This window comes from Bacillus sp. FSL R5-0560, assembly GCF_037966305.1.
Lineage (GTDB): Bacteria > Bacillota > Bacilli > Bacillales > Bacillaceae > Bacillus > Bacillus mojavensis.
Genome location: NZ_CP150195.1, coordinates 110,477 through 130,157, shown reverse-complemented (window position 1 = coordinate 130,157; position 19,681 = coordinate 110,477). Strand labels below are relative to the sequence as shown.

Here is a 19,681-nt window from a genome sequence, read left to right as displayed (position 1 = left end):
TATAAATCCTACCAACGATAGTGAGCAAATGCTTTGTTTGCTTCAGCCATCTTATGCGTATCTTCACGTTTCTTAACAGCAGCACCAGTGTTGTTAGCTGCGTCAAGGATTTCGTTAGCTAAACGCTCTTCCATCGTTTTTTCTCCGCGAAGACGAGCGTAGTTAACTAACCAGCGAAGTCCAAGAGTAGTACGACGTTCAGGACGAACTTCTACAGGAACTTGGTAGTTCGCACCACCTACACGGCGTGCTTTTACTTCAAGTACAGGCATGATGTTTTTCAATGCTTGTTCGAAAACCTCCATTGCATCATTGCCAGTACGTTCTTTAATGATATCGAATGACTTGTATAGGATTGTTTGAGACTTACCTTTTTTACCGTCGATCATCATTTTGTTGATTAGACGAGATACAAGCTTAGAGTTGTAAATCGGATCAGGTAAAACGTCTCTTTTTGCTACAGGACCTTTACGTGGCATCTGAATATCCTCCCTTCTCAAATTATACGTTTATTCGTTTATTATTTTGCTTTAGGACGTTTCGTACCGTATTTAGAACGGCCTTGCGCACGGTTTTCAACTCCAGCAGTGTCAAGCGCACCACGAACGATGTGGTAACGTACCCCTGGTAAGTCTTTTACACGTCCGCCGCGGATAAGTACAACACTGTGCTCTTGCAGGTTGTGACCGATACCAGGAATGTAGGCAGTAACCTCAATTCCGTTAGTTAAACGAACACGAGCATATTTACGAAGTGCTGAGTTCGGTTTTTTCGGTGTCATTGTACCAACACGAGTACATACCCCGCGTTTTTGTGGAGAAGATACATTAGTGTGCTCTTTTTTAAAGCTGTTGTATCCTTTGTTAAGTGCAGGAGACTTTGAGTTTTCTACTTTACTCACGCGTCCTTTGCGAATTAGCTGATTAATTGTAGGCATGTTTTGTTCCTCCCTTCATTACGTTTTATAACCCACATACCCAGGTGGTTCATCAATAGGCAAAAAACAATGTCTTTACACAAGAATAAATCTCACGCAAAAACAAAAAGTACGTTATAACATAATGGCAACAGCTGCTGCTCCTACTTCAATTCCGCAGGCTTTGCCGAGCTTTTTCATGGATTCAACCATTGAGACAGCAATCCCTTGATCTTTCGCTAGTGTTATTACACTTGACGTAAGAATAGGATCTGCGTCTATTGCAACGACTACTTCCTTTACTGAACCTCGTTTTAGAGCTTTCACTGTTTGCTTCGTACCAATAATAATTGATTTGGCCTGTGATACTTTATCATAAGACATAAACATATCCTCCAAAGTAACAGGTTTATTCGAGCACCTTGGTTATATTATCATTCTAGGAGACGAATGTCAACAAGGTATGACATTTTTTAGTTTCTATCTTCTCATAGAGTGATTTTTTTATTTGAATATGACTGCTGAAAGACTGTTTTGCAGTCTCTCAGCAGCATAATATCAGTTATTCAACCGGAATCATGTCCTCAGTCGATTGAACATTTGAAACAGGTTTTGCTTTTCGGTATTTCATCATTCCAGTACCAGCCGGAACAAGCTTACCGATGATAACATTCTCTTTCAGGCCGAGAAGTTCATCACGCTTACCTTTGATCGCTGCGTCTGTAAGGACACGTGTTGTCTCCTGGAAGGAAGCAGCAGATAAGAATGAATCCGTTTCAAGAGAAGCTTTGGTAATACCGAGTAAGACAGGACGGCCTGTAGCAGGACGTTTGCCTTCCAGCAATACCTTTTTGTTCGCTTCAGTAAATTGGTGAATATCAAGTAATGAGCCAGGAAGCACATCAGTATCACCGGCATCAATCACACGTACTTTACGAAGCATTTGGCGAACCATTACTTCTACGTGTTTATCGCCGATTTCAACACCCTGCATACGGTAAACCTTTTGAACCTCATGAAGAAGATACTCTTGAACAGTAGTCAGGTCAGTCACTTTAAGAAGTTCTTTCGGATCGATTGAACCTTCTGTCAGCACTTGGCCGCGAGTAATTTTATCTCCTTCCGCTACTTTTAAGCGGGAGTTATATGGTGCCGTATAAGAGCGTGTTTCAACTGCGCCTTGAACCACAATTTCCTGCTGTTTGTCGCGAACTTCATTGATTTCAACGACTGTACCGTCGATTTCGGTAATTGTTGCCTGACCTTTTGGATTACGCGCTTCGAAAAGCTCTTGGATACGCGGAAGACCTTGTGTGATATCGTCTCCTGCAACCCCGCCTGTATGGAATGTACGCATTGTTAACTGTGTACCAGGCTCACCGATTGATTGGGCAGCGATGATGCCGACTGCTTCACCGACTTCTACATCGGTACCAGTCGCAAGGTTTCGGCCATAGCATCGTTTACATACACCATGAGGCGTATTACATGTGAAGGCAGAACGGATCCACACTTCTTCAATGCCGGCTTCTACAATTTCAATCGCTTTATCCTCATCAATCAGTTCGTTTTCGTTTACAAGCACTTCACCTGTTTCAGGATGTTTCACTTGTTTTCTTGCAAAACGGCCGATTAAGCGTTCTTCTAAGCGCTCAATGATTTCAGTGCCTTCTCTAAGCGGTTGAGCAAGGATGCCTCGGTCAGTTCCACAATCAGTTTCACGAATGATAACATCCTGTGCAACGTCAACAAGACGGCGTGTAAGGTAACCTGAGTCAGCAGTTTTAAGGGCGGTATCGGCAAGACCTTTACGCGCACCGTGAGTGGAGATAAAGTACTCCAATACTGTCAGACCTTCACGGAAACTAGATTTGATTGGTAACTCAATGATACGTCCAGCCGGGTTGGCCATCAGGCCGCGCATTCCGGCAAGCTGAGTAAAGTTAGACGCGTTACCACGGGCACCAGAGTCACTCATCATGTAGATCGGGTTGAGCTCATCAAGTGATTTCATCAGTTTGCCTTGGATAACATCTTTTGCAGAACTCCAGATAGAGATGACTCTCTCATAGCGTTCTTCTTCAGTGATCAGACCACGGCGGAACTGCTTCATAACGTTATCAACTTTGCCTTGTGCTTCTTCAAGAATTTCTTGTTTATCATCGAGAACGACGATGTCAGAAACCCCAACTGTAATACCAGCTTTTGTTGAATATCTGAAACCTAGGTTTTTCATGCGGTCAAGCATTTTAGACGTTTCCGTAATGTGGAATCGTTTAAAGATTTCCGCGATGATTTTACCCAGAATACCTTTTTTAAACGGTGCATTGATTGGCTGCTGTGCGATGGCAGCTTTTACATCGGCACCTTTTTCTAAGAAGAAACGGTCAGGTGTTTTCTCTTCAATGTTGCTCTTCGTTGGTTCATTCATGTAAGGGAATGATTCTGGAAGAATTTCATTGAAGACCAGTTTACCGACAGTTGTAATTAACAATTTTGAGCGCTGCTCTTCGGTAAATGTCACGTTCTTAAGGGAGTTCGCTGCAACAGCCACTCTCGTATGAAGATGAACATATCCGTTTTGATAAGCAAGAAGCGCTTCATCCGTATTCTTGAAGACCATACCTTCACCGACAGCACCGGCACGCTCTAGAGTCAGGTAATAGTTACCCAGTACCATATCCTGAGACGGTGTTACAACCGGTTTACCATCTTTAGGGTTCAAGATGTTTTGAGCGGCAAGCATCAAGATGCGTGCTTCAGCTTGAGCTTCTGCAGATAATGGTACGTGAACCGCCATTTGGTCACCGTCAAAGTCAGCGTTATAAGCTGTACATACGAGCGGGTGAAGACGGATTGCGCGTCCTTCAACAAGTGTTGGTTCAAACGCTTGGATACCTAATCTGTGAAGCGTAGGGGCACGGTTCAGAAGTACCGGATGCTCCTTGATAACTGATTCTAGTACATCCCATACTTCAGGCTGTACGCGCTCAATTTTACGTTTCGCACTCTTAATGTTGTGAGCAAGACCCTTTTCAACAAGCTCTTTCATAACGAAAGGTTTGAAAAGTTCGAGCGCCATTTCCTTCGGTAATCCGCATTGGTACATTTTCAAATGAGGACCAACGACGATTACAGAACGTCCGGAGTAATCGACACGTTTACCAAGAAGGTTTTGACGGAAACGTCCTTGCTTCCCTTTCAGCATATGAGAAAGAGATTTTAATGGTCTGTTACCAGGACCTGTTACAGGGCGTCCGCGACGGCCGTTGTCAATTAAAGCATCGACAGCCTCTTGAAGCATACGCTTTTCGTTTTGAACGATAATGCTAGGCGCACCAAGGTCTAAAAGGCGTTTCAAACGATTGTTACGGTTGATGACACGACGATAAAGGTCGTTCAAATCAGAAGTCGCAAAACGTCCGCCATCAAGCTGAACCATCGGTCTGAGCTCAGGAGGAATAACAGGAAGCACATCTAGGATCATCCAAGAAGGCTTGTTTCCTGAGTTACGGAAGGCTTCTAACACTTCAAGGCGTTTGATCGCACGAGTACGACGCTGTCCTTGAGATGTTTTCAGCTCTTCTTTTAACATATCAACTTCTTTTACAAGATCGATATCTTGAAGAAGTTTATGAATCGCTTCAGCACCCATAGATGCTTGGAACTTATTGCCGTACTTATCAAGATACGCACGGTATTCCTTTTCAGATAGAAGCTGTTTCTTTTCAAGCGGTGTATTTGCCGGATCAGTTACAACATAAGAAGCAAAGTAAATAACTTCTTCCAATGCACGAGGCGACATATCCAACACAAGACCCATACGGCTTGGAATACCTTTGAAATACCAAATGTGGGAAACTGGGGCAGCCAGTTCAATGTGCCCCATTCTCTCACGACGGACTTTAGCCCGTGTTACTTCAACTCCGCAGCGGTCACAAACTACGCCTTTATAACGAACTCGCTTGTACTTCCCGCAATGACATTCCCAGTCCTTAGTCGGTCCGAAAATGCGTTCGCAGAATAGACCGTCCTTTTCAGGTTTTAACGTACGATAGTTTATCGTTTCAGGCTTTTTCACTTCACCAAAAGACCATGAACGGATTTTATCCGGTGAAGCAAGACCGATGTTCATATACTCAAAATTGTTCACATCTAGCAAGGGGCCTACCTCCCTTTTTATCTTCGGATTAACCGATGTCACTTGCCTTTATAACTAGAGATTATTCTTTTGTTACTACATCGCGTTCAACGTCTGCAGATGCTGTTTCTTCCGGCTCTTCATCACCTGATAACGCCAGGCCGTCAGCTTGTTTTGCATCTTCTTCGTCTTCTAAATCTCTCATTTCTATTTCTTCTTCATCGCTAGAAAGGATTTTCACATCCATACCTAAACTTTGAAGTTCTTTAATTAATACTTTGAATGATTCCGGAACACCAGGTTCAGGAACGTTGTCGCCTTTAACAATGGCTTCGTATGTTTTCACACGTCCAACCACGTCATCAGACTTAACAGTCAGAATCTCTTGAAGAGTGTACGCTGCACCGTAAGCTTCAAGTGCCCAAACCTCCATCTCACCAAAACGCTGTCCGCCAAATTGAGCTTTACCGCCAAGAGGCTGCTGCGTAACAAGTGAGTAAGGACCTGTAGAGCGTGCATGAAGTTTATCGTCAACCATGTGAGCCAGTTTAATCATGTACATGATACCAACAGATACACGGTTATCAAACGGCTCTCCGGTACGTCCGTCGTAAAGAACAGTTTTAGCGTCACGAGACATTCCGGCTTCTTCAAGTGTTTCCCAAACATCCTCTTCACGCGCTCCGTCAAATACCGGTGACGCAATGTGGATGCCGAGGTAACGAGCGGCCATACCCATGTGAAGCTCTAATACCTGCCCGATGTTCATACGTGATGGTACGCCCAGCGGGTTAAGCATGATATCAATTGGTGTGCCGTCAGGAAGATAAGGCATATCTTCTTCAGGAAGAATCTTAGAGATAACACCTTTGTTACCGTGACGACCGGCCATTTTATCCCCTTCAGAAATTTTACGTTTCTGAACGATATATACGCGCACTAACTGGTTTACACCTGGAGGAAGTTCGTCTCCGTCCTCACGGTTGAAGACTTTAACATCGTGAATAATTCCGCCGCCGCCGTGAGGCACACGAAGAGAAGTATCACGAACCTCGCGGGCTTTTTCACCAAAGATGGCGTGAAGAAGGCGCTCTTCTGCAGTAAGTTCTGTTACACCCTTAGGCGTTACTTTACCAACAAGAAGATCTCCGTCTTTTACTTCTGCCCCGATACGGATAATTCCACGGTCATCAAGATTGCGAAGCGCATCTTCACCGACGTTTGGAATATCGCGAGTGATTTCTTCAGGCCCAAGTTTTGTATCTCGTGCTTCTGATTCATATTCTTCAATGTGAATAGATGTATAAACATCATCTTTCACAAGGCGTTCACTCATGATGATGGCATCCTCATAGTTGTAGCCATCCCATGTCATAAAGCCGACCATTACGTTACGGCCAAGTGCAAGTTCACCAAGCTCCATAGAAGGACCGTCAGCAAGGATTTCTCCTTTTACCACTTCATCGCCGACACTTACGATCGGACGCTGGTTGTAGCAAGTACCTTGGTTAGAGCGGACAAATTTCAGCAAGCTGTATTTATCCAGATTTCCTTTTACTTTTTGACCGTCTACATCTTCATAGCGGCGAACCCAAACGTTTTTCGCTTCTACACGTTCAACGATACCAGGGTGTTTACAAATAACAGCGGCACCAGAGTCTTTACCTGATACGTATTCCATACCAGTTCCTACAAATGGCGCTTCCGGCTGCATCAAAGGCACAGCCTGACGCTGCATGTTCGCTCCCATTAGGGCACGGTTCGAGTCATCGTTTTCTAGGAACGGGATACATGCTGTCGCAGCAGAAACTACCTGCTTAGGCGATACATCCATGTAATCAACACGGTTTCTAGGAACAACGGTGTTCTCTCCGCGGAAACGGGCTACAATGCTGTCATCCACAAACGCACCTTCGTCATCGAGTCGGGCATTTGCCTGAGCGACAACGTAGTTATCTTCTTCATCAGCAGTTAAGTAATCGATTCTTGGCGTCACTTTTCCTGTTTCAGGATCAACGCGGCGATATGGCGTTTCAATAAAGCCAAAACGGTTTACTTTTGCATATGATGATAGTGAGTTGATCAAACCGATGTTCGGTCCCTCAGGCGTTTCAATCGGACACATACGGCCATAGTGGGAGTAGTGAACGTCACGCACTTCCATTCCGGCACGCTCACGTGTCAATCCGCCCGGTCCAAGAGCCGACAGACGGCGCTTATGTGTTAATTCAGCAAGCGGGTTCGTCTGGTCCATGAATTGAGAAAGCTGAGAGCTTCCAAAGAACTCTTTAATGGACGCAATAACAGGACGAATATTGATCAGCTGCTGAGGTGTAATTGTATTCGTATCTTGAATTGACATTCTCTCACGAACCACACGCTCCATACGGCTTAAACCGATACGGAATTGGTTCTGGAGAAGTTCACCTACAGAACGTAAACGGCGGTTTCCAAGATGGTCAATATCATCTGTGTCGCCTACTCCGTGCAGCAAGTTGAAGAAGTAGCTGATAGAAGAAATAATATCAGCAGGTGTAATGTTTTTAATCTCTTCTTCAACGTAAGCATTGCCGATGACATTAATAACCTGTTCTCCTTCTTGATCAGTAGGAGCAAAGATTTTAATGGATTGAAGCGTTACTTCGTCCTCAACAACACCGCCGTTCGGATACAGCTTTCTGAAGCCGATTCCGTTTTCTAAGTATGGCAGTACTTTATCAAGTGTTCTTCTATCAAGAATCTGACCTTTTTCAGCCAGGATTTCTCCTGTTTCAGGATCAACAAGCGTTTCAGCAAGTCTCTGATTAAAGAGGCGATTTTTAATATGAAGCTTTTTATTAATTTTATAGCGTCCTACATTGGCAAGATCGTATCGTTTCGGATCAAAGAAACGAGAATCAAGCAAGCTCTTCGCATTTTCCACTGTAGGCGGCTCTCCAGGACGGAGGCGCTCGTAGATTTCAAGCAGCGCTTTATCGCTGTTTTCTGTGTTATCTTTATCAAGCGTATTTCGCAGGTATTCGTTTTCTCCTACGAGATCAAGAATCTCTTGATCGGAGCCGAAGCCGAGAGCACGCAAAAGAACCGTAACCGGCAACTTACGTGTGCGATCAATGCGTACATAAACAACATCTTTCGCATCAGTTTCGTATTCTAACCATGCGCCACGGTTTGGAATGACAGTTGCGGTAAAACCTTTTTTACCGTTTTTGTCTACTTTACCACTGAAATATACACTTGGAGACCGAACAAGCTGGGAAACGATAACGCGTTCCGCACCGTTTATGATAAAAGTACCTGTATCTGTCATAATAGGGAAATCACCCATGAAGACATCTTGGTCTTTTACCTCTCCAGTTTCTTTGTTAATTAAACGAACCTTCACTCTTAGCGGAGCTGAGTAAGTCACATCACGTTCTTTTGATTCCTCTACTGGATATTTAGGCTCCCCTAAACTGTAATCAATGAACTCAAGAGAGAGGTTACCAGTGAAATCCTCAATTGGCGATATGTCTTGAAACATCTCTCTAAGACCCTCATCAAGAAACCACTGATAAGAAGAGGTTTGAATTTCAATGAGATTTGGTAATTCTAACACTTCGCTAATGCGAGCATAGCTTCTGCGCTGGCGGTGTCGTCCATACTGAACTAGTTGACCTGTCAACTGATTCACCCCTCAAATCATGCGTATTATATGTGTAATAAGCATCTCTTTCAAAGAAAGAAAACACTTTTACAAGACAAAAGAAAAAAGGGTTTCTAATTAAGAAAACCACATCCAAAAACAAATACCGATTTTATTAGCATTTCCATACTTGTATAATTTATACATAGATATTGACATTTCATCATATCAATCTAAATATATACATTGGCATTTTATAATATTAACATAGCCAAAATACCGAGTCAAACTTTTTTTGCTTTTATGATATAATAGCCTTTCTTTTTTTGAACGACAGAAACTTCTTCGAACAGTTCCTCAAGCTTTTCAATGGCAGAAGGCGCACCTTGTTTTTTCTGTATGACGATCCACAATTCACCTGAAGCTTTTAAGTGTTCAGCGCTTTTCTCAAAGATAGCATGGACAACTTTTTTTCCGGCTCGGATTGGGGGATTTGTAAGAATAGAAGCAAATGTTTGAGCAGAGTCTACGTTTGAAAACAAATCGCTTTGGTAAATCTCAACGTTTGTTATCCCGTTTCGTTCTGCATTTTCATTTGATAACTCTACGGCTCTTTCATTAACATCAATCATGTGGATGGTCCGGTCTTTAAAGTCACTAGCCAGCGATAATCCAATCGGGCCATAGCCGCAGCCTACATCTAAAAAGCTGCCCTCAACTTCAGGCTCTTCAAATGATTCGACCAGCAGGCGTGAGCCAAAATCGACTTCTTTTTTAGAAAAAACACCGCTGTCACTGGTAAACGTAAACTCCTTGTTTCGAAGCCTAAAAGACCATGTTTGTTTGTTGCTTTTTACTGAAGGTTTTTCTGAATAATAGTGCTCACTCATTATTAGAACCTCCTTTTTTTCATTACTTAAAGAATGGCAAAGAAAAAGCCCGCCTCATAAAAGCGAGCTTCCCCTACAGGCAATTGAAGATTACTTAACTTCTACAGAAGCGCCAACTTCTTCAAGTTTAGCTTTAAGCTCTTCAGCTTCTTCTTTAGCAATACCTTCTTTAAGAGGTTTTGGAGTGTTGTCAACAAGTTCTTTAGCTTCTTTCAAGCCAAGACCAGTGATTTCACGTACAACTTTGATAACTTTGATTTTTTGTGAACCTGCACCAGCAAGGATAAGGTCGAATTCGCTTTGCTCTTCAGCAGCTCCGCCAGCAGCAGCTCCGCCAGCTACAGCTACAGGAGCAGCAGCAGTTACGCCAAATTCTTCTTCGATTGCTTTTACTAGGTCGTTCAATTCAAGTACAGTTGCTTCTTTAACGGAAGCAATGATTTCTTCGATATTTAAAGCCATTTGTAATTCCTCCATTTTGTTTTGATTTTTAAAAACTGATTAGATTAAGCGCCTTGTTCTTCCTTTTGATCTGCCACAGCTTTTGCAGCAAGAGCAAGGTTACGAACTGGAGCTTGAAGTACGCTAAGCAACATAGAAAGCAAGCCTTCGCGTGATGGAAGTTCAGCAAGAGCTTTCACTTCTTCAACAGTAGAAACTTTACCTTCGATAACGCCAGCTTTGATTTCAAGAGCTTCATGCTGTTTAGCAAACTCGTTAATCACTTTAGCTGGAGCGACAACATCCTCAGTACTGAATGCAATTGCATTCGGTCCAGTTAAGACATCATTCAAACCATCAAGTTCAGCTTGTTCAACCGCACGGCGAGTCATTGTGTTTTTGTAAACTTTGAACTCAACGTTAGCTTCACGAAGCTGTTTACGAAGTTCTGTTACTTCAGAAACGTTAAGTCCGCGGTAATCAACGATGATCGTTGATTTGCTTTCTTTTAATTTAGAAGTAATTTCTTCAACAACAACTTTTTTTGTTTCAATTGCGCTGCTCATGGTTACACCTCCTGTAGATTCTTGTGTAACACTTATACCGTCAGGTGATCACGACTGAGAAACGGATTCCATATAAAAAGCCTCCATGAGACATGGAGGCTGTATATACAAGCATACGTAACGTAATAGCTGTGATAATATACACCTCGGTAGGATATTAAGCTGTTAAGCCCCTACTGTCTACGGTATAAATGATATATTATATTTTACAACATTTTGAATCATATCAGAATGTTGATGTCATGTCAAATATTATTTTACGTTGAAAGTTGAAGCGTCTACTTTGACACCAGGTCCCATAGTAGAAGTTACAGCAACGTTTTTCACGTAAACACCTTTTGCTGCAGCAGGTTTTGCCTTCAGGATTGTATCATACATTGTTGTGAAGTTCTCAACAAGTTTTTCATCCTCGAAAGAAACTTTACCGATAGGAACATGGATATTTCCAGCTTTATCTACGCGGTATTCAACTTTACCAGCTTTGATTTCGCCGATTGCTTTTTCAACTTCGAAAGTAACTGTACCAGTTTTAGGGTTTGGCATTAAACCTTTTGGTCCAAGCACACGACCGATTTTACCAACTTCACCCATCATGTCAGGTGTAGCTACGATTACATCGAAATCGAACCAGCCTTGTTGAATTTTGTTGATGTAGTCAGTATCTCCAACGTAATCTGCACCAGCAGCTTCAGCTTCTTTCGCTTTTTCGCCTTTTGCGAAAACGAGAACGCGCTGAGTTTTACCAGTTCCGTTTGGAAGCACAACTGCTCCGCGGATTTGCTGGTCGTTTTTACGAGGGTCAACCCCTAGACGGAATGCAACTTCAACTGTAGCGTCGAATTTAGCTGTGTTTGTTTTTTTAACGAGAGCTACTGCTTCAGAAACATCGTAAGCTTTCGCACGATCTACAAGCTTAGCAGCTTCTGCGTACTTTTTACCTTTTTTAGCCATTTTAAAATTTCCTCCTTATGTGGTTATAGCGGAATAACCTCCCACGAATAAGGGTTGCGAACTTGTGAAAACTCGCAACCCGACAAGAAACAAATTAATCCTCGATTACAATACCCATACTGCGTGCAGTACCTTCAACCATGCGCATTGCCGCTTCAACGTCTGCTGCGTTTAAGTCAGGCATTTTCGTTTCAGCGATTTCGCGTACTTTATCGCGCTTAACGGTTGCCACTTTATTACGGTTTGGTTCACCAGAACCAGACTCAATTCCAGCTGCTTTTTTAAGCAATACTGCAGCAGGTGGAGTTTTTGTAATAAATGTAAATGAACGGTCTTCGTAAACCGAAATTTCAACAGGAATGATTAAACCAGCTTGGTCAGCTGTACGAGCGTTAAACTCCTTACAGAATCCCATGATATTAACACCGGCTTGACCTAGTGCAGGTCCAACTGGCGGCGCTGGGTTAGCTTTTCCAGCAGGAATTTGCAATTTTACAACTTTTACTACTTTTTTAGCCACGAGACACACCTCCTTAAGTCCGTGATGTGGTAATAGGGTAAACCCTCCCACTCAAGGTTTCATTCTTTATATGAATGATGAAATATCAAGCTAGCTGCCTTGGATAAGTCCAAGACGTACCTTTGCTATATTATCATTTATATATAGCAATTTCAAGTTTTTTCACATTACAATTTGTCGATCTGGGTAAATTCCAGCTCAACCGGCGTTTCACGGCCGAACATATTAACGAAAACTTTAACCTTGCTTTTATCGTAGTCAATCTCTTCAATTGATCCAGTAAAGTTGGCAAAAGGTCCGTCTATCACTTTCACTGTCTCTTTTAATTCAAAGTCAATGTCAGTTTTGCGTTCGTCCATACCCATTCTCTTCAGAATGGTTTCTGCCTCGCCAGGAAGAAGCGCCGTCGGTTTTGAACCAGAGCCGGCGGAACCTACGAATCCAGTAACACCAGGTGTGTTGCGGACAACATACCAAGAATCATCCGTCATGACGATTTCAACAAGGACATAGCCAGGGAATACTTTCTTTTTGACGACTTTTTTCTTGCCGTTTTTGATATCCGTCTCTTCTTCTTCAGGTACGACTACACGAAAAATCTTATCCTGCATCCCCATTGATTCAACACGTTTTTCCAAGTTGGCTTTTACTTTGTTCTCATAACCAGAGTACGTGTGAACAACATACCAATTCTTTTCCATTCTCTTCAGGACTGTCCAGTCCTTCCCTCCCCGCATTTGGTTTTAGTGTACTACCATAACGCTTCATGCAAAAAATAGGCGGTAAGCCTATGATAACTTTCATTTTTAACCCACAATAAAAAACCCGCTGAACGGGTTTTGGCAAGTGATATTATGATCTATTATAGCACGTATTGCTGATCATTATTCAACTATTAAACGAATTAATTGAGAAATTCCTGTGTCAAGGAGGGCAAAAAAGATAATAAAAAAGATAACCGTTGAAATAACCGTGATGGTATAGCGAGTTAACTCTTTTCCTTTAGGCCAGCTTACCTTTTTCATTTCTTTCCCAACATCTTTAAAGAATCTCATAATACGCATGTAAAAGACCTCCACAATTTAAAAGCGCAAACACTATTTTGTTTCAAGATGAGCTGTATGTGAATTGCAAGTACTGCAGTATTTCTTTACTTCTAATCGCTCAGCCGCTGATGCAGAGCTCTTCATTGTCGTATAATTACGGTTTCCGCATGTCTTGCATGCTAACGTAATCTTTTTTCTCATGTCATTACACCTTTTTCTAAATAGACATTAGTTCTTATCTTAAGTAACATATCATAGTCGGAAAAATACTGTCAATATACCATAAATACCTATTACAAACTGATCTCACGAATTTCCAGGTACTTCTCCAGCTTGCGTTTCACTCGCTGAAGAGCGTTATCGATCGATTTCACATGGCGGTTCAGCTCATCTGAAATCTCTTGATAGCTTCTTCCGTCTAGATATAATACAAGTACTTTTCTCTCTAAATCACTTAAAAGTTCTCCCATTTTCATTTCTATATCATCAAATTCTTCCTGATTGATAATCATTTCTTCTGGGTTTAATGTTTTCGCTCCCGAAATAACATCAAGCAGCGTTCGGTCTGATTCTTCATCAAAAATCGGTTTATCTAATGAGACGTAGGAATTCAAAGGAATGTGTTTCTGGCGAGTAGCTGTCTTTATTGCGGTAATAATTTGGCGGGTAATACATAATTCTGCGAAAGCTTTGAAAGAGGTAAGCTTGTCCTCTTTGAAGTCACGAATAGACTTATAGAGGCCTATCATTCCTTCCTGAACAATATCTTCTCTGTCCGCACCTATTAAAAAATAGGATCTTGCTTTTGCACGAACAAAGTTTCGGTACTTCGTAATCAAGTAATCTAACGCATCACTGTCCCCAACATGAACCTTTTCAATGACCTGCTCGTCCTCCAACTGGCAAAACTGCTCTTTGTTGAATTTTCCCTTGTTGTTCTGTAGATTCACTCCGATCCCCCCGGCGCACGTAGATAGAAATATTATACATTATTGGACAAAAAAGCGTCAACTTAATCTAAGTCGCCCCTCCGCCATTTTTCAAACGTTTTCAAAACCTCTTCCGATAAAGCAATTTTACCCGCTGGCTTTTCGGAAGTGATCTTTCTTACCCGCCTTTCGATTCGCCTTTCGATTGCTTCTACCTCTCTCAAGAGCTCACGGGCTGATTTTCGCAATGCCCCCTGTCCGAAAATCGCCCACTGCTCAGTGTAGTCAGAGGTCGCAACATGAATTTGAGTCGAAATGTTATTCAGAGCCTGTGCCAGCTTTTCTATCCGCTCATCCGCAGTCTCATTCTCTTTTGTGAAAATCACTTCAACTCTGTGATTGGTCTGTTTTTTCTCAAGCCCCTTCACAAGATGTGCGTCAAATACGACAATAACCCTGTTTCCTGTATACGATTGATATTCAGCCATTTTCTGAATCAGTACGTCTCTCGCCTCTTCAAAACTGTTCGCTTTTAAATCCTTCAGCTGCGGCCAGGCTCCAATCATGTTGTATCCGTCTACTAACAGGATATCCATTAATCATTATTCTCCCAGAGGATTTCGTTTCCGGTAGACTTCATACATCAAAAGCCCCGCCGCTACAGACGCATTGAGTGAAGTAACTTTACCGGCCATCGGGAGTTTAATAAGAAAATCACATTTTTCTTTAATCAGGCGCCCCATTCCTTTTCCTTCACTTCCGATGACGAGAGCCAAAGGCATGCCGCCGTCCATTGTGCGGTAATCCTCCCGCGCGGATGCATCCGTTCCGACAACCCAGATTCCCCGCTCTTTCATTTCCTCTAGTGTTCGCGCCAAATTAGTGACCTTTGCCACTGGAATATGCTCAATTGCGCCTGTTGAAGCCTTCGCCACCGTAGTTGTCAGACCGACAGCTCTGCGTTTTGGAATCACAATGCCATGGGCGCCGACTGCATCGGCTGTTCTCATAATTGAACCGAGATTATGAGGGTCCTCAAGCTCGTCCAGAATGAGAAAGAAAGGCTGTTCATTTCTTTCCTCTGCCGCTTTATATAAGTCGTCCAGTTCCGCGTACTCATATGCTGCGACCTGTGCCACTACGCCTTGATGCTGCCCTGTAACCATTTGGTCGAGTTTTTTTCTGGGGACGTATTGAATGGTGATGCCCTGCTTTTTCGCAAGCTCAATCACCTGCTGTGCTTGTCCTTTTACGGTGTTTTCCGCCATCCACAGCTTATACAGCTTACGATCTGATTTTAACGTCTCGATCACTGCATTTTTTCCTATGACGTAATCATGTTGCTCACTCATTTGTTTTCCTCCCTGACCGTCCCGAATTGTATAGCTTCAGCAACAAGCTGATTCAGTCTTTCTTCTTTTTTCTCAAGAAAAAGATAGCCCAGCAGTGCTTCAAATGCTGTACTATAGCGGTACGTCTGAACATCTGTATTTTTAGGTATCGTTCCCGACTTGGCATTTCTGCCTCTTTTCAGCACCGCTTCCTCTTCTTCCGTGAAAAATGATTGATTCCGCAGAAAGAAAAGGATCTCAGCCTGTGACTTTGCCGATACGATCCGACTTGATTTTTTGTGAAGATCATTTGGTTTGGTAAATCCCTGCTTAAGCAGGTGATGCCTCACATAAACTTCAAAAATGGCATCACCTATATAAGCAAGCGCAAGACCGTTAAGCTGCTTTGAATCTTTTATCGTTTCAAAATCAAGCATCCGTTATTCTCCCCGTTTCCAGCGAGTGCCTTGAGCCGTATCTTCAAGAATGATATTCATGCTTTTCAGCTGGTCGCGGATCTGGTCTGACAGAGCAAAATCACGATTGCGGCGCGCTTCATTTCTTTTTTCAATCAAATCTTCAATCTCTTGATCCAGAAGCTCCTGCTCACCCAGTGAGAAACCGAGGACAGAAACAATTCGGTCAAACATGTCAATAAACGCTGTAATCACATGATCTGCCGTATGATCTTCCTGAAGATAATAGTTCGCATTTTTCGCCAAATCGAACAAAACAGAAATGGCATTCGCTGTATTAAAATCATCATCCATTGCTTCTTCAAATGCTTTTCGATGTTCTTCAATCTTTGCAAGCCATTTATCATCATCTTCTGTTAAATTCGTGCTGCTGTTTAAACGGTGCTGAAGGTTGCTGTACGCTGTTTTCAACCGGTTAAACGCGCTCTTTGTGTTCTCCAGAAGCTCTTCTGAATAGTTGATTGGGTGACGATAGTGAACAGACAGCATAAAGAATCTGAGGAGCTGCGGATCATGCTGTTTAATAATGTCATGCACAAGCACAAAGTTGCCGAGTGATTTTGACATTTTTTCATTATCGATATTGATATAGCCATTATGAAGCCAGTATTTCGCAAATGTTTTGCCAGTCAGCGCTTCAGATTGTGCAATTTCATTTTCATGGTGAGGGAAGGTTAAATCCTGGCCGCCTGCATGGATATCAATCTGATCACCTAAGTACTTTTTCACCATAGCAGAGCATTCAATGTGCCAGCCTGGACGTCCTTTCCCCCAAGGGCTATCCCAGGAGATTTCTCCTTCTTTAGCCGCTTTCCACAGAGCGAAATCAAGAGCATCTTCTTTTTTCTCGCCAACTCGGATGCGTGCGCCAGATCTCAATTCATCAATCGATTGCTGCGAAAGCTTTCCGTATCCCTCGAATGCTCTTGTTTTGAAATACACATCTCCTTCAGATTCATAAGCATAGCCCTTTTTCACCAGCTGATCTATGAAATCAATAATCGCGTCCATGTTTTCCATGACGCGCGGATGAAGGTCTGCTTTTCTGCAGCCAAGAGCGCCCACATCTTCAAAGTATGCCTTAATAAAACGCTCAGAAATGGTTGGAACATCTTCACCGAGTTCATTTGCCGCTTTAATTAATTTATCATCTACATCTGTGAAGTTAGAGACATACTGGACATCGTAGCCTTTATACTCCAAATAGTTTCGTATCGTGTCATAAACGATGGCCGGACGGGCATTCCCTATATGAATATAATTGTAAACCGTCGGTCCGCACACGTACATTTTCACTTTCCCCTCTTCAAGAGGAACGAATGTTTCCTTCTGTCTGGTCAATGTATTATAAAGAGTGATTGTCATTTTTGATTAATCCTTTCTTTTCTGTCTTCAAGTTCCGCCTTCAGCTCTAAAATCTGCAGTTCCAAAGACTTAAACCGGTCAGCAACAGGATCAGGTAAATCCTGATGGTTTAGATCCCGTTTGATTTTCTTGCCGTTTTGAACGACAACCCTTCCCGGGATGCCGACAACTGTGGAGTAGTCCGGAACATCGTGCAGCACAACTGAACCAGCCCCTATTTTGGAGCCTTCACCGACAGTAATCGAACCGAGCACTTTAGCACCTGTTGCTATCAATGCGTCATCTTTAATTGTCGGATGCCTTTTTCCCCTTTCTTTCCCCGTTCCTCCAAGGGTAACTCCCTGAAAAACGGTTACGTTATTGCCAATTTCACATGTCTCCCCAATGACAACCCCCATCCCATGGTCTATGAAAAATCTTCTTCCGATCGTAGCCCCTGGGTGGATTTCAATTCCTGTAAAAAATCGGCTCACCTGAGATATAAGGCGTGCAAGGAAATAAAATTTTCGTTTATATAAAGCATGTGCAATCCGATGCGCCCATATAGCATGTAAACCGGAATAAGTTAAAATCACTTCAAAATAACTTCGTGCTGCAGGATCTTGATCGAACACCGTATCAATGTCTTCTTTGAACATTTTAAAAAACACATGCTTCCCCCCATTCTACACGCTATCCTCTATCTATTTCCTCTAGACACCAATAAAAAAAGCGCCTCTGCATGTAAACATGACAGAGACGCTTTAACCGCGCGGTTCCACTCTGTTTGAAAAGCAGACTCCTGCTCTCCCAACTTCAGCCTGTAACGGCGGCGGCCGCCTTTGAATACTGATTTCGAAAAACGTTCTTCAAAGGTCTTAAGGGCGCACTTCTAAAACCCGACTCTGGGATCTCTCTCAGCCAATGAAGATCCTTTCTGTATTGGTCTAAAGCTTTATACTCTTCCCTGTCAACAATCATCTATTTAGATATTTTTCAACCGCTGAATTGCAGATTCTTTTCCGATCAGTTCAATTGATTGCGGAAGCTCAGGACCGTGAGTTTGGCCTGTTACAGCAACACGGATCGGCATAAACAGCTTTTTCCCTTTATGACCTGTTTCTTTCTGCACTGCTTTGATAGAAGCTTTGATCTGGTCCGGAGTGAACTCCTCTAGCTCTTCAAGCTTCGCAGCGAATGTGCTAAGCACTTCAGGCACCTGCTCTTCTTCTAGAACAGCTTTTGCTTCTTGATTATACTCGATCTCATCCGTAAAGAACAAATCAGTCAGCTCAACAATTTCTGCACCGTAGCTCAATTGCTCATGATATAGAGAAATCAGTTTGCGAACCCATTCTTGTTCTTCAGGAGAAAGCTCATTGCCAACTTTGCCGGCTTTTTGAAGATGCGGAAGCGTAAGCTCAACAACCTGATCAAGATCCAATTTTTTTACATATTGGTTGTTGACCCATTTTAGCTTATGCATATCAAACAGAGCTGGTGATTTAGATAACCGGTTTACATCAAAAATGTCAATAAACTCTTCTTTTGTGAAAAGCTCTTCTTCTCCCACCGGCGACCAGCCCAGCAGGCCGATAAAGTTAAACAGCGCTTCCGGCAAGTAGCCAAGCTCTTTATATTGCTCAATGAATTGGATAATGGATTCATCACGTTTGCTGAGCTTTTTACGGCTTTCATTTACAATCAGCGTCATGTGGCCGAACTGAGGAATATCCCATCCAAATGCTTGATAGATCATGATCTGTTTTGGTGTATTCGAGATATGATCCTCACCGCGCAGCACGTGCGTCATTTTCATTAGATAGTCATCCACAGCTACTGCAAAGTTATAAGTCGGCGTGCCGTCTTTTTTCACAATAACAAAGTCGCCGATGCCATCAGATTCGAAAGAAATTTCACCTTTTACAATATCATTGAACGCAATGATTTTTCCTTCAGGGACGCGGAAACGAATACTCGGCTTTCTGCCCTCTGCAAGGAATTTTTCCTGTTCTTCCTGAGTCAGATCTCTGTGCTTTCCGGAATAACGCGGCATCTCTCCGCGGGCAATCTGCTCTTCACGTTCTTTTTCAAGTTCTTCTTCCGTACAGAAACATTTATAAGCAAGCCCTTTTTCAAGCAGCTCTTCATAGTAAACCTTATAGATATCGTTACGCTCGGACTGACGGTATGGGCCGTAATCTCCGCCGACATCCACACTCTCATCCCAGTCGATGCCAAGCCATTTTAAATAGTTAAGCTGGCTTTGTTCTCCGCCCTCAATGTTGCGTTTTTTATCCGTGTCCTCAACACGAATAATAAACTTACCGCCTTGGTTGCGGGCAAATAAATAATTAAAAAGCGCCGTTCTGGCATTTCCAATATGCAAATGTCCTGTTGGACTCGGTGCATAACGAACGCGTACTTCGTTTCCCATTTCAAATACTTCCTTTCATCTCATGTATGGCCTCAGGCTAAATCTATGCATCTATTCTACCACCAAAT

19 protein-coding genes, 1 pseudogene and 2 other annotated features are annotated in these 19,681 nt (G+C 42.7%); all 20 genes and pseudogenes read right to left on the bottom strand.

Annotation, left to right across the window (positions count from 1 at the left end; genetic code table 11):
- Positions 1-8 precede the first annotated feature (8 nt).
- The 20 genes and pseudogenes from rpsG to gltX all read right to left on the bottom strand — a co-directional run bounded on the left by rpsG (position 9) and on the right by gltX (position 19,613).
- Positions 9-479, bottom strand: a complete 471-nt coding sequence (gene rpsG, locus NST56_RS00700) for a 30S ribosomal protein S7 (protein WP_003225784.1) — start codon at positions 477-479, stop codon at positions 9-11.
- Between the two features lie 41 nt (positions 480-520).
- Complete coding sequence (gene rpsL / locus NST56_RS00695) at positions 521-937, bottom strand: 30S ribosomal protein S12 (RefSeq protein ID WP_003156445.1); 417 nt, start codon at positions 935-937, stop codon at positions 521-523.
- Positions 938-1,051: 114 nt separating this feature from the next.
- Positions 1,052-1,300: a 50S ribosomal protein L7ae-like protein gene (locus NST56_RS00690; RefSeq protein ID WP_010332766.1), complete on the bottom strand. Its 249-nt coding sequence runs from the start codon at positions 1,298-1,300 to the stop codon at positions 1,052-1,054.
- Between the two features lie 178 nt (positions 1,301-1,478).
- Entirely contained in the window at positions 1,479-5,078 is a 3,600-nt protein-coding gene (gene rpoC, locus NST56_RS00685; protein WP_268447480.1) for a DNA-directed RNA polymerase subunit beta', read from the bottom strand.
- 61 nt (positions 5,079-5,139) lie between these two features.
- Complete coding sequence (rpoB, locus tag NST56_RS00680; protein WP_010332764.1) at positions 5,140-8,721, bottom strand: DNA-directed RNA polymerase subunit beta; 3,582 nt, start codon at positions 8,719-8,721, stop codon at positions 5,140-5,142.
- Positions 8,722-8,966: 245 nt separating this feature from the next.
- Positions 8,967-9,572, bottom strand: a complete 606-nt coding sequence (locus tag NST56_RS00675) for a class I SAM-dependent methyltransferase (RefSeq protein ID WP_106021663.1) — start codon at positions 9,570-9,572, stop codon at positions 8,967-8,969.
- Positions 9,573-9,662: 90 nt separating this feature from the next.
- Entirely contained in the window at positions 9,663-10,034 is a 372-nt protein-coding gene (rplL, locus tag NST56_RS00670; RefSeq protein ID WP_003156436.1) for a 50S ribosomal protein L7/L12, read from the bottom strand.
- A 44-nt stretch (positions 10,035-10,078) separates the two neighbouring features.
- The gene (rplJ, locus tag NST56_RS00665) at positions 10,079-10,579 is read right to left on the bottom strand and encodes a 50S ribosomal protein L10 (protein ID WP_010332762.1); all 501 of its coding nucleotides are present in this window, start codon (positions 10,577-10,579) and stop codon (positions 10,079-10,081) included.
- A 64-nt stretch (positions 10,580-10,643) separates the two neighbouring features.
- Positions 10,644-10,783, bottom strand: a sequence feature (ribosomal protein L10 leader region).
- A gap of 48 nt (positions 10,784-10,831) precedes the next feature.
- Positions 10,832-11,530 carry a 50S ribosomal protein L1 gene (gene rplA / locus NST56_RS00660; RefSeq protein WP_003225765.1) on the bottom strand — a complete coding sequence of 233 codons (699 nt, stop codon included), beginning with the start codon at positions 11,528-11,530 and terminating at the stop codon, positions 10,832-10,834.
- Positions 11,531-11,624: 94 nt separating this feature from the next.
- Positions 11,625-12,050 (bottom strand): 50S ribosomal protein L11, encoded by a 426-nt coding sequence (gene rplK / locus NST56_RS00655; protein ID WP_003156430.1) that lies wholly within the window; start codon positions 12,048-12,050, stop codon positions 11,625-11,627.
- A gap of 167 nt (positions 12,051-12,217) precedes the next feature.
- Entirely contained in the window at positions 12,218-12,751 is a 534-nt protein-coding gene (nusG, locus tag NST56_RS00650) for a transcription termination/antitermination protein NusG (protein WP_010332761.1), read from the bottom strand.
- Positions 12,752-12,934: 183 nt separating this feature from the next.
- A complete protein-coding gene (gene secE / locus NST56_RS00645) occupies positions 12,935-13,114 on the bottom strand; it encodes a preprotein translocase subunit SecE (RefSeq protein WP_010327716.1) in 180 nt (59 codons plus the stop codon).
- 33 nt (positions 13,115-13,147) lie between these two features.
- Positions 13,148-13,297: a 50S ribosomal protein L33 gene (gene rpmG, locus NST56_RS00640; protein ID WP_003156421.1), complete on the bottom strand. Its 150-nt coding sequence runs from the start codon at positions 13,295-13,297 to the stop codon at positions 13,148-13,150.
- A 92-nt stretch (positions 13,298-13,389) separates the two neighbouring features.
- Complete coding sequence (sigH, locus tag NST56_RS00635; protein ID WP_003225758.1) at positions 13,390-14,046, bottom strand: RNA polymerase sporulation sigma factor SigH; 657 nt, start codon at positions 14,044-14,046, stop codon at positions 13,390-13,392.
- A 62-nt stretch (positions 14,047-14,108) separates the two neighbouring features.
- On the bottom strand, positions 14,109-14,621 hold the full coding sequence (rae1, locus tag NST56_RS00630; protein WP_010332760.1) for a ribosome-dependent mRNA decay endonuclease Rae1/YacP: 513 nt from the start codon (positions 14,619-14,621) through the stop codon (positions 14,109-14,111).
- A gap of 6 nt (positions 14,622-14,627) precedes the next feature.
- Positions 14,628-15,377 (bottom strand): 23S rRNA (guanosine(2251)-2'-O)-methyltransferase RlmB, encoded by a 750-nt coding sequence (rlmB, locus tag NST56_RS00625; protein ID WP_010332759.1) that lies wholly within the window; start codon positions 15,375-15,377, stop codon positions 14,628-14,630.
- Positions 15,370-15,793 (bottom strand): annotated as a pseudogene (locus NST56_RS00620) (mini-ribonuclease 3). The gene rlmB and the pseudogene NST56_RS00620 overlap by 8 nt, the downstream one beginning before the upstream one ends.
- Before the next feature lie 3 nt (positions 15,794-15,796).
- The gene (cysS, locus tag NST56_RS00615) at positions 15,797-17,197 is read right to left on the bottom strand and encodes a cysteine--tRNA ligase (RefSeq protein WP_168746774.1); all 1,401 of its coding nucleotides are present in this window, start codon (positions 17,195-17,197) and stop codon (positions 15,797-15,799) included.
- Positions 17,194-17,847 (bottom strand): serine O-acetyltransferase, encoded by a 654-nt coding sequence (gene cysE / locus NST56_RS00610; RefSeq protein ID WP_010332756.1) that lies wholly within the window; start codon positions 17,845-17,847, stop codon positions 17,194-17,196. Before cysE ends, cysS begins: the two co-directional genes overlap by 4 nt.
- 81 nt (positions 17,848-17,928) lie before the next feature.
- Positions 17,929-18,159 (bottom strand) — a binding site (T-box leader).
- Positions 18,160-18,161: 2 nt separating this feature from the next.
- Positions 18,162-19,613, bottom strand: coding sequence for a glutamate--tRNA ligase (gene gltX, locus NST56_RS00605; protein WP_010332755.1), 1,452 nt, complete (start codon positions 19,611-19,613; stop codon positions 18,162-18,164).
- Positions 19,614-19,681 lie beyond the last annotated feature (68 nt).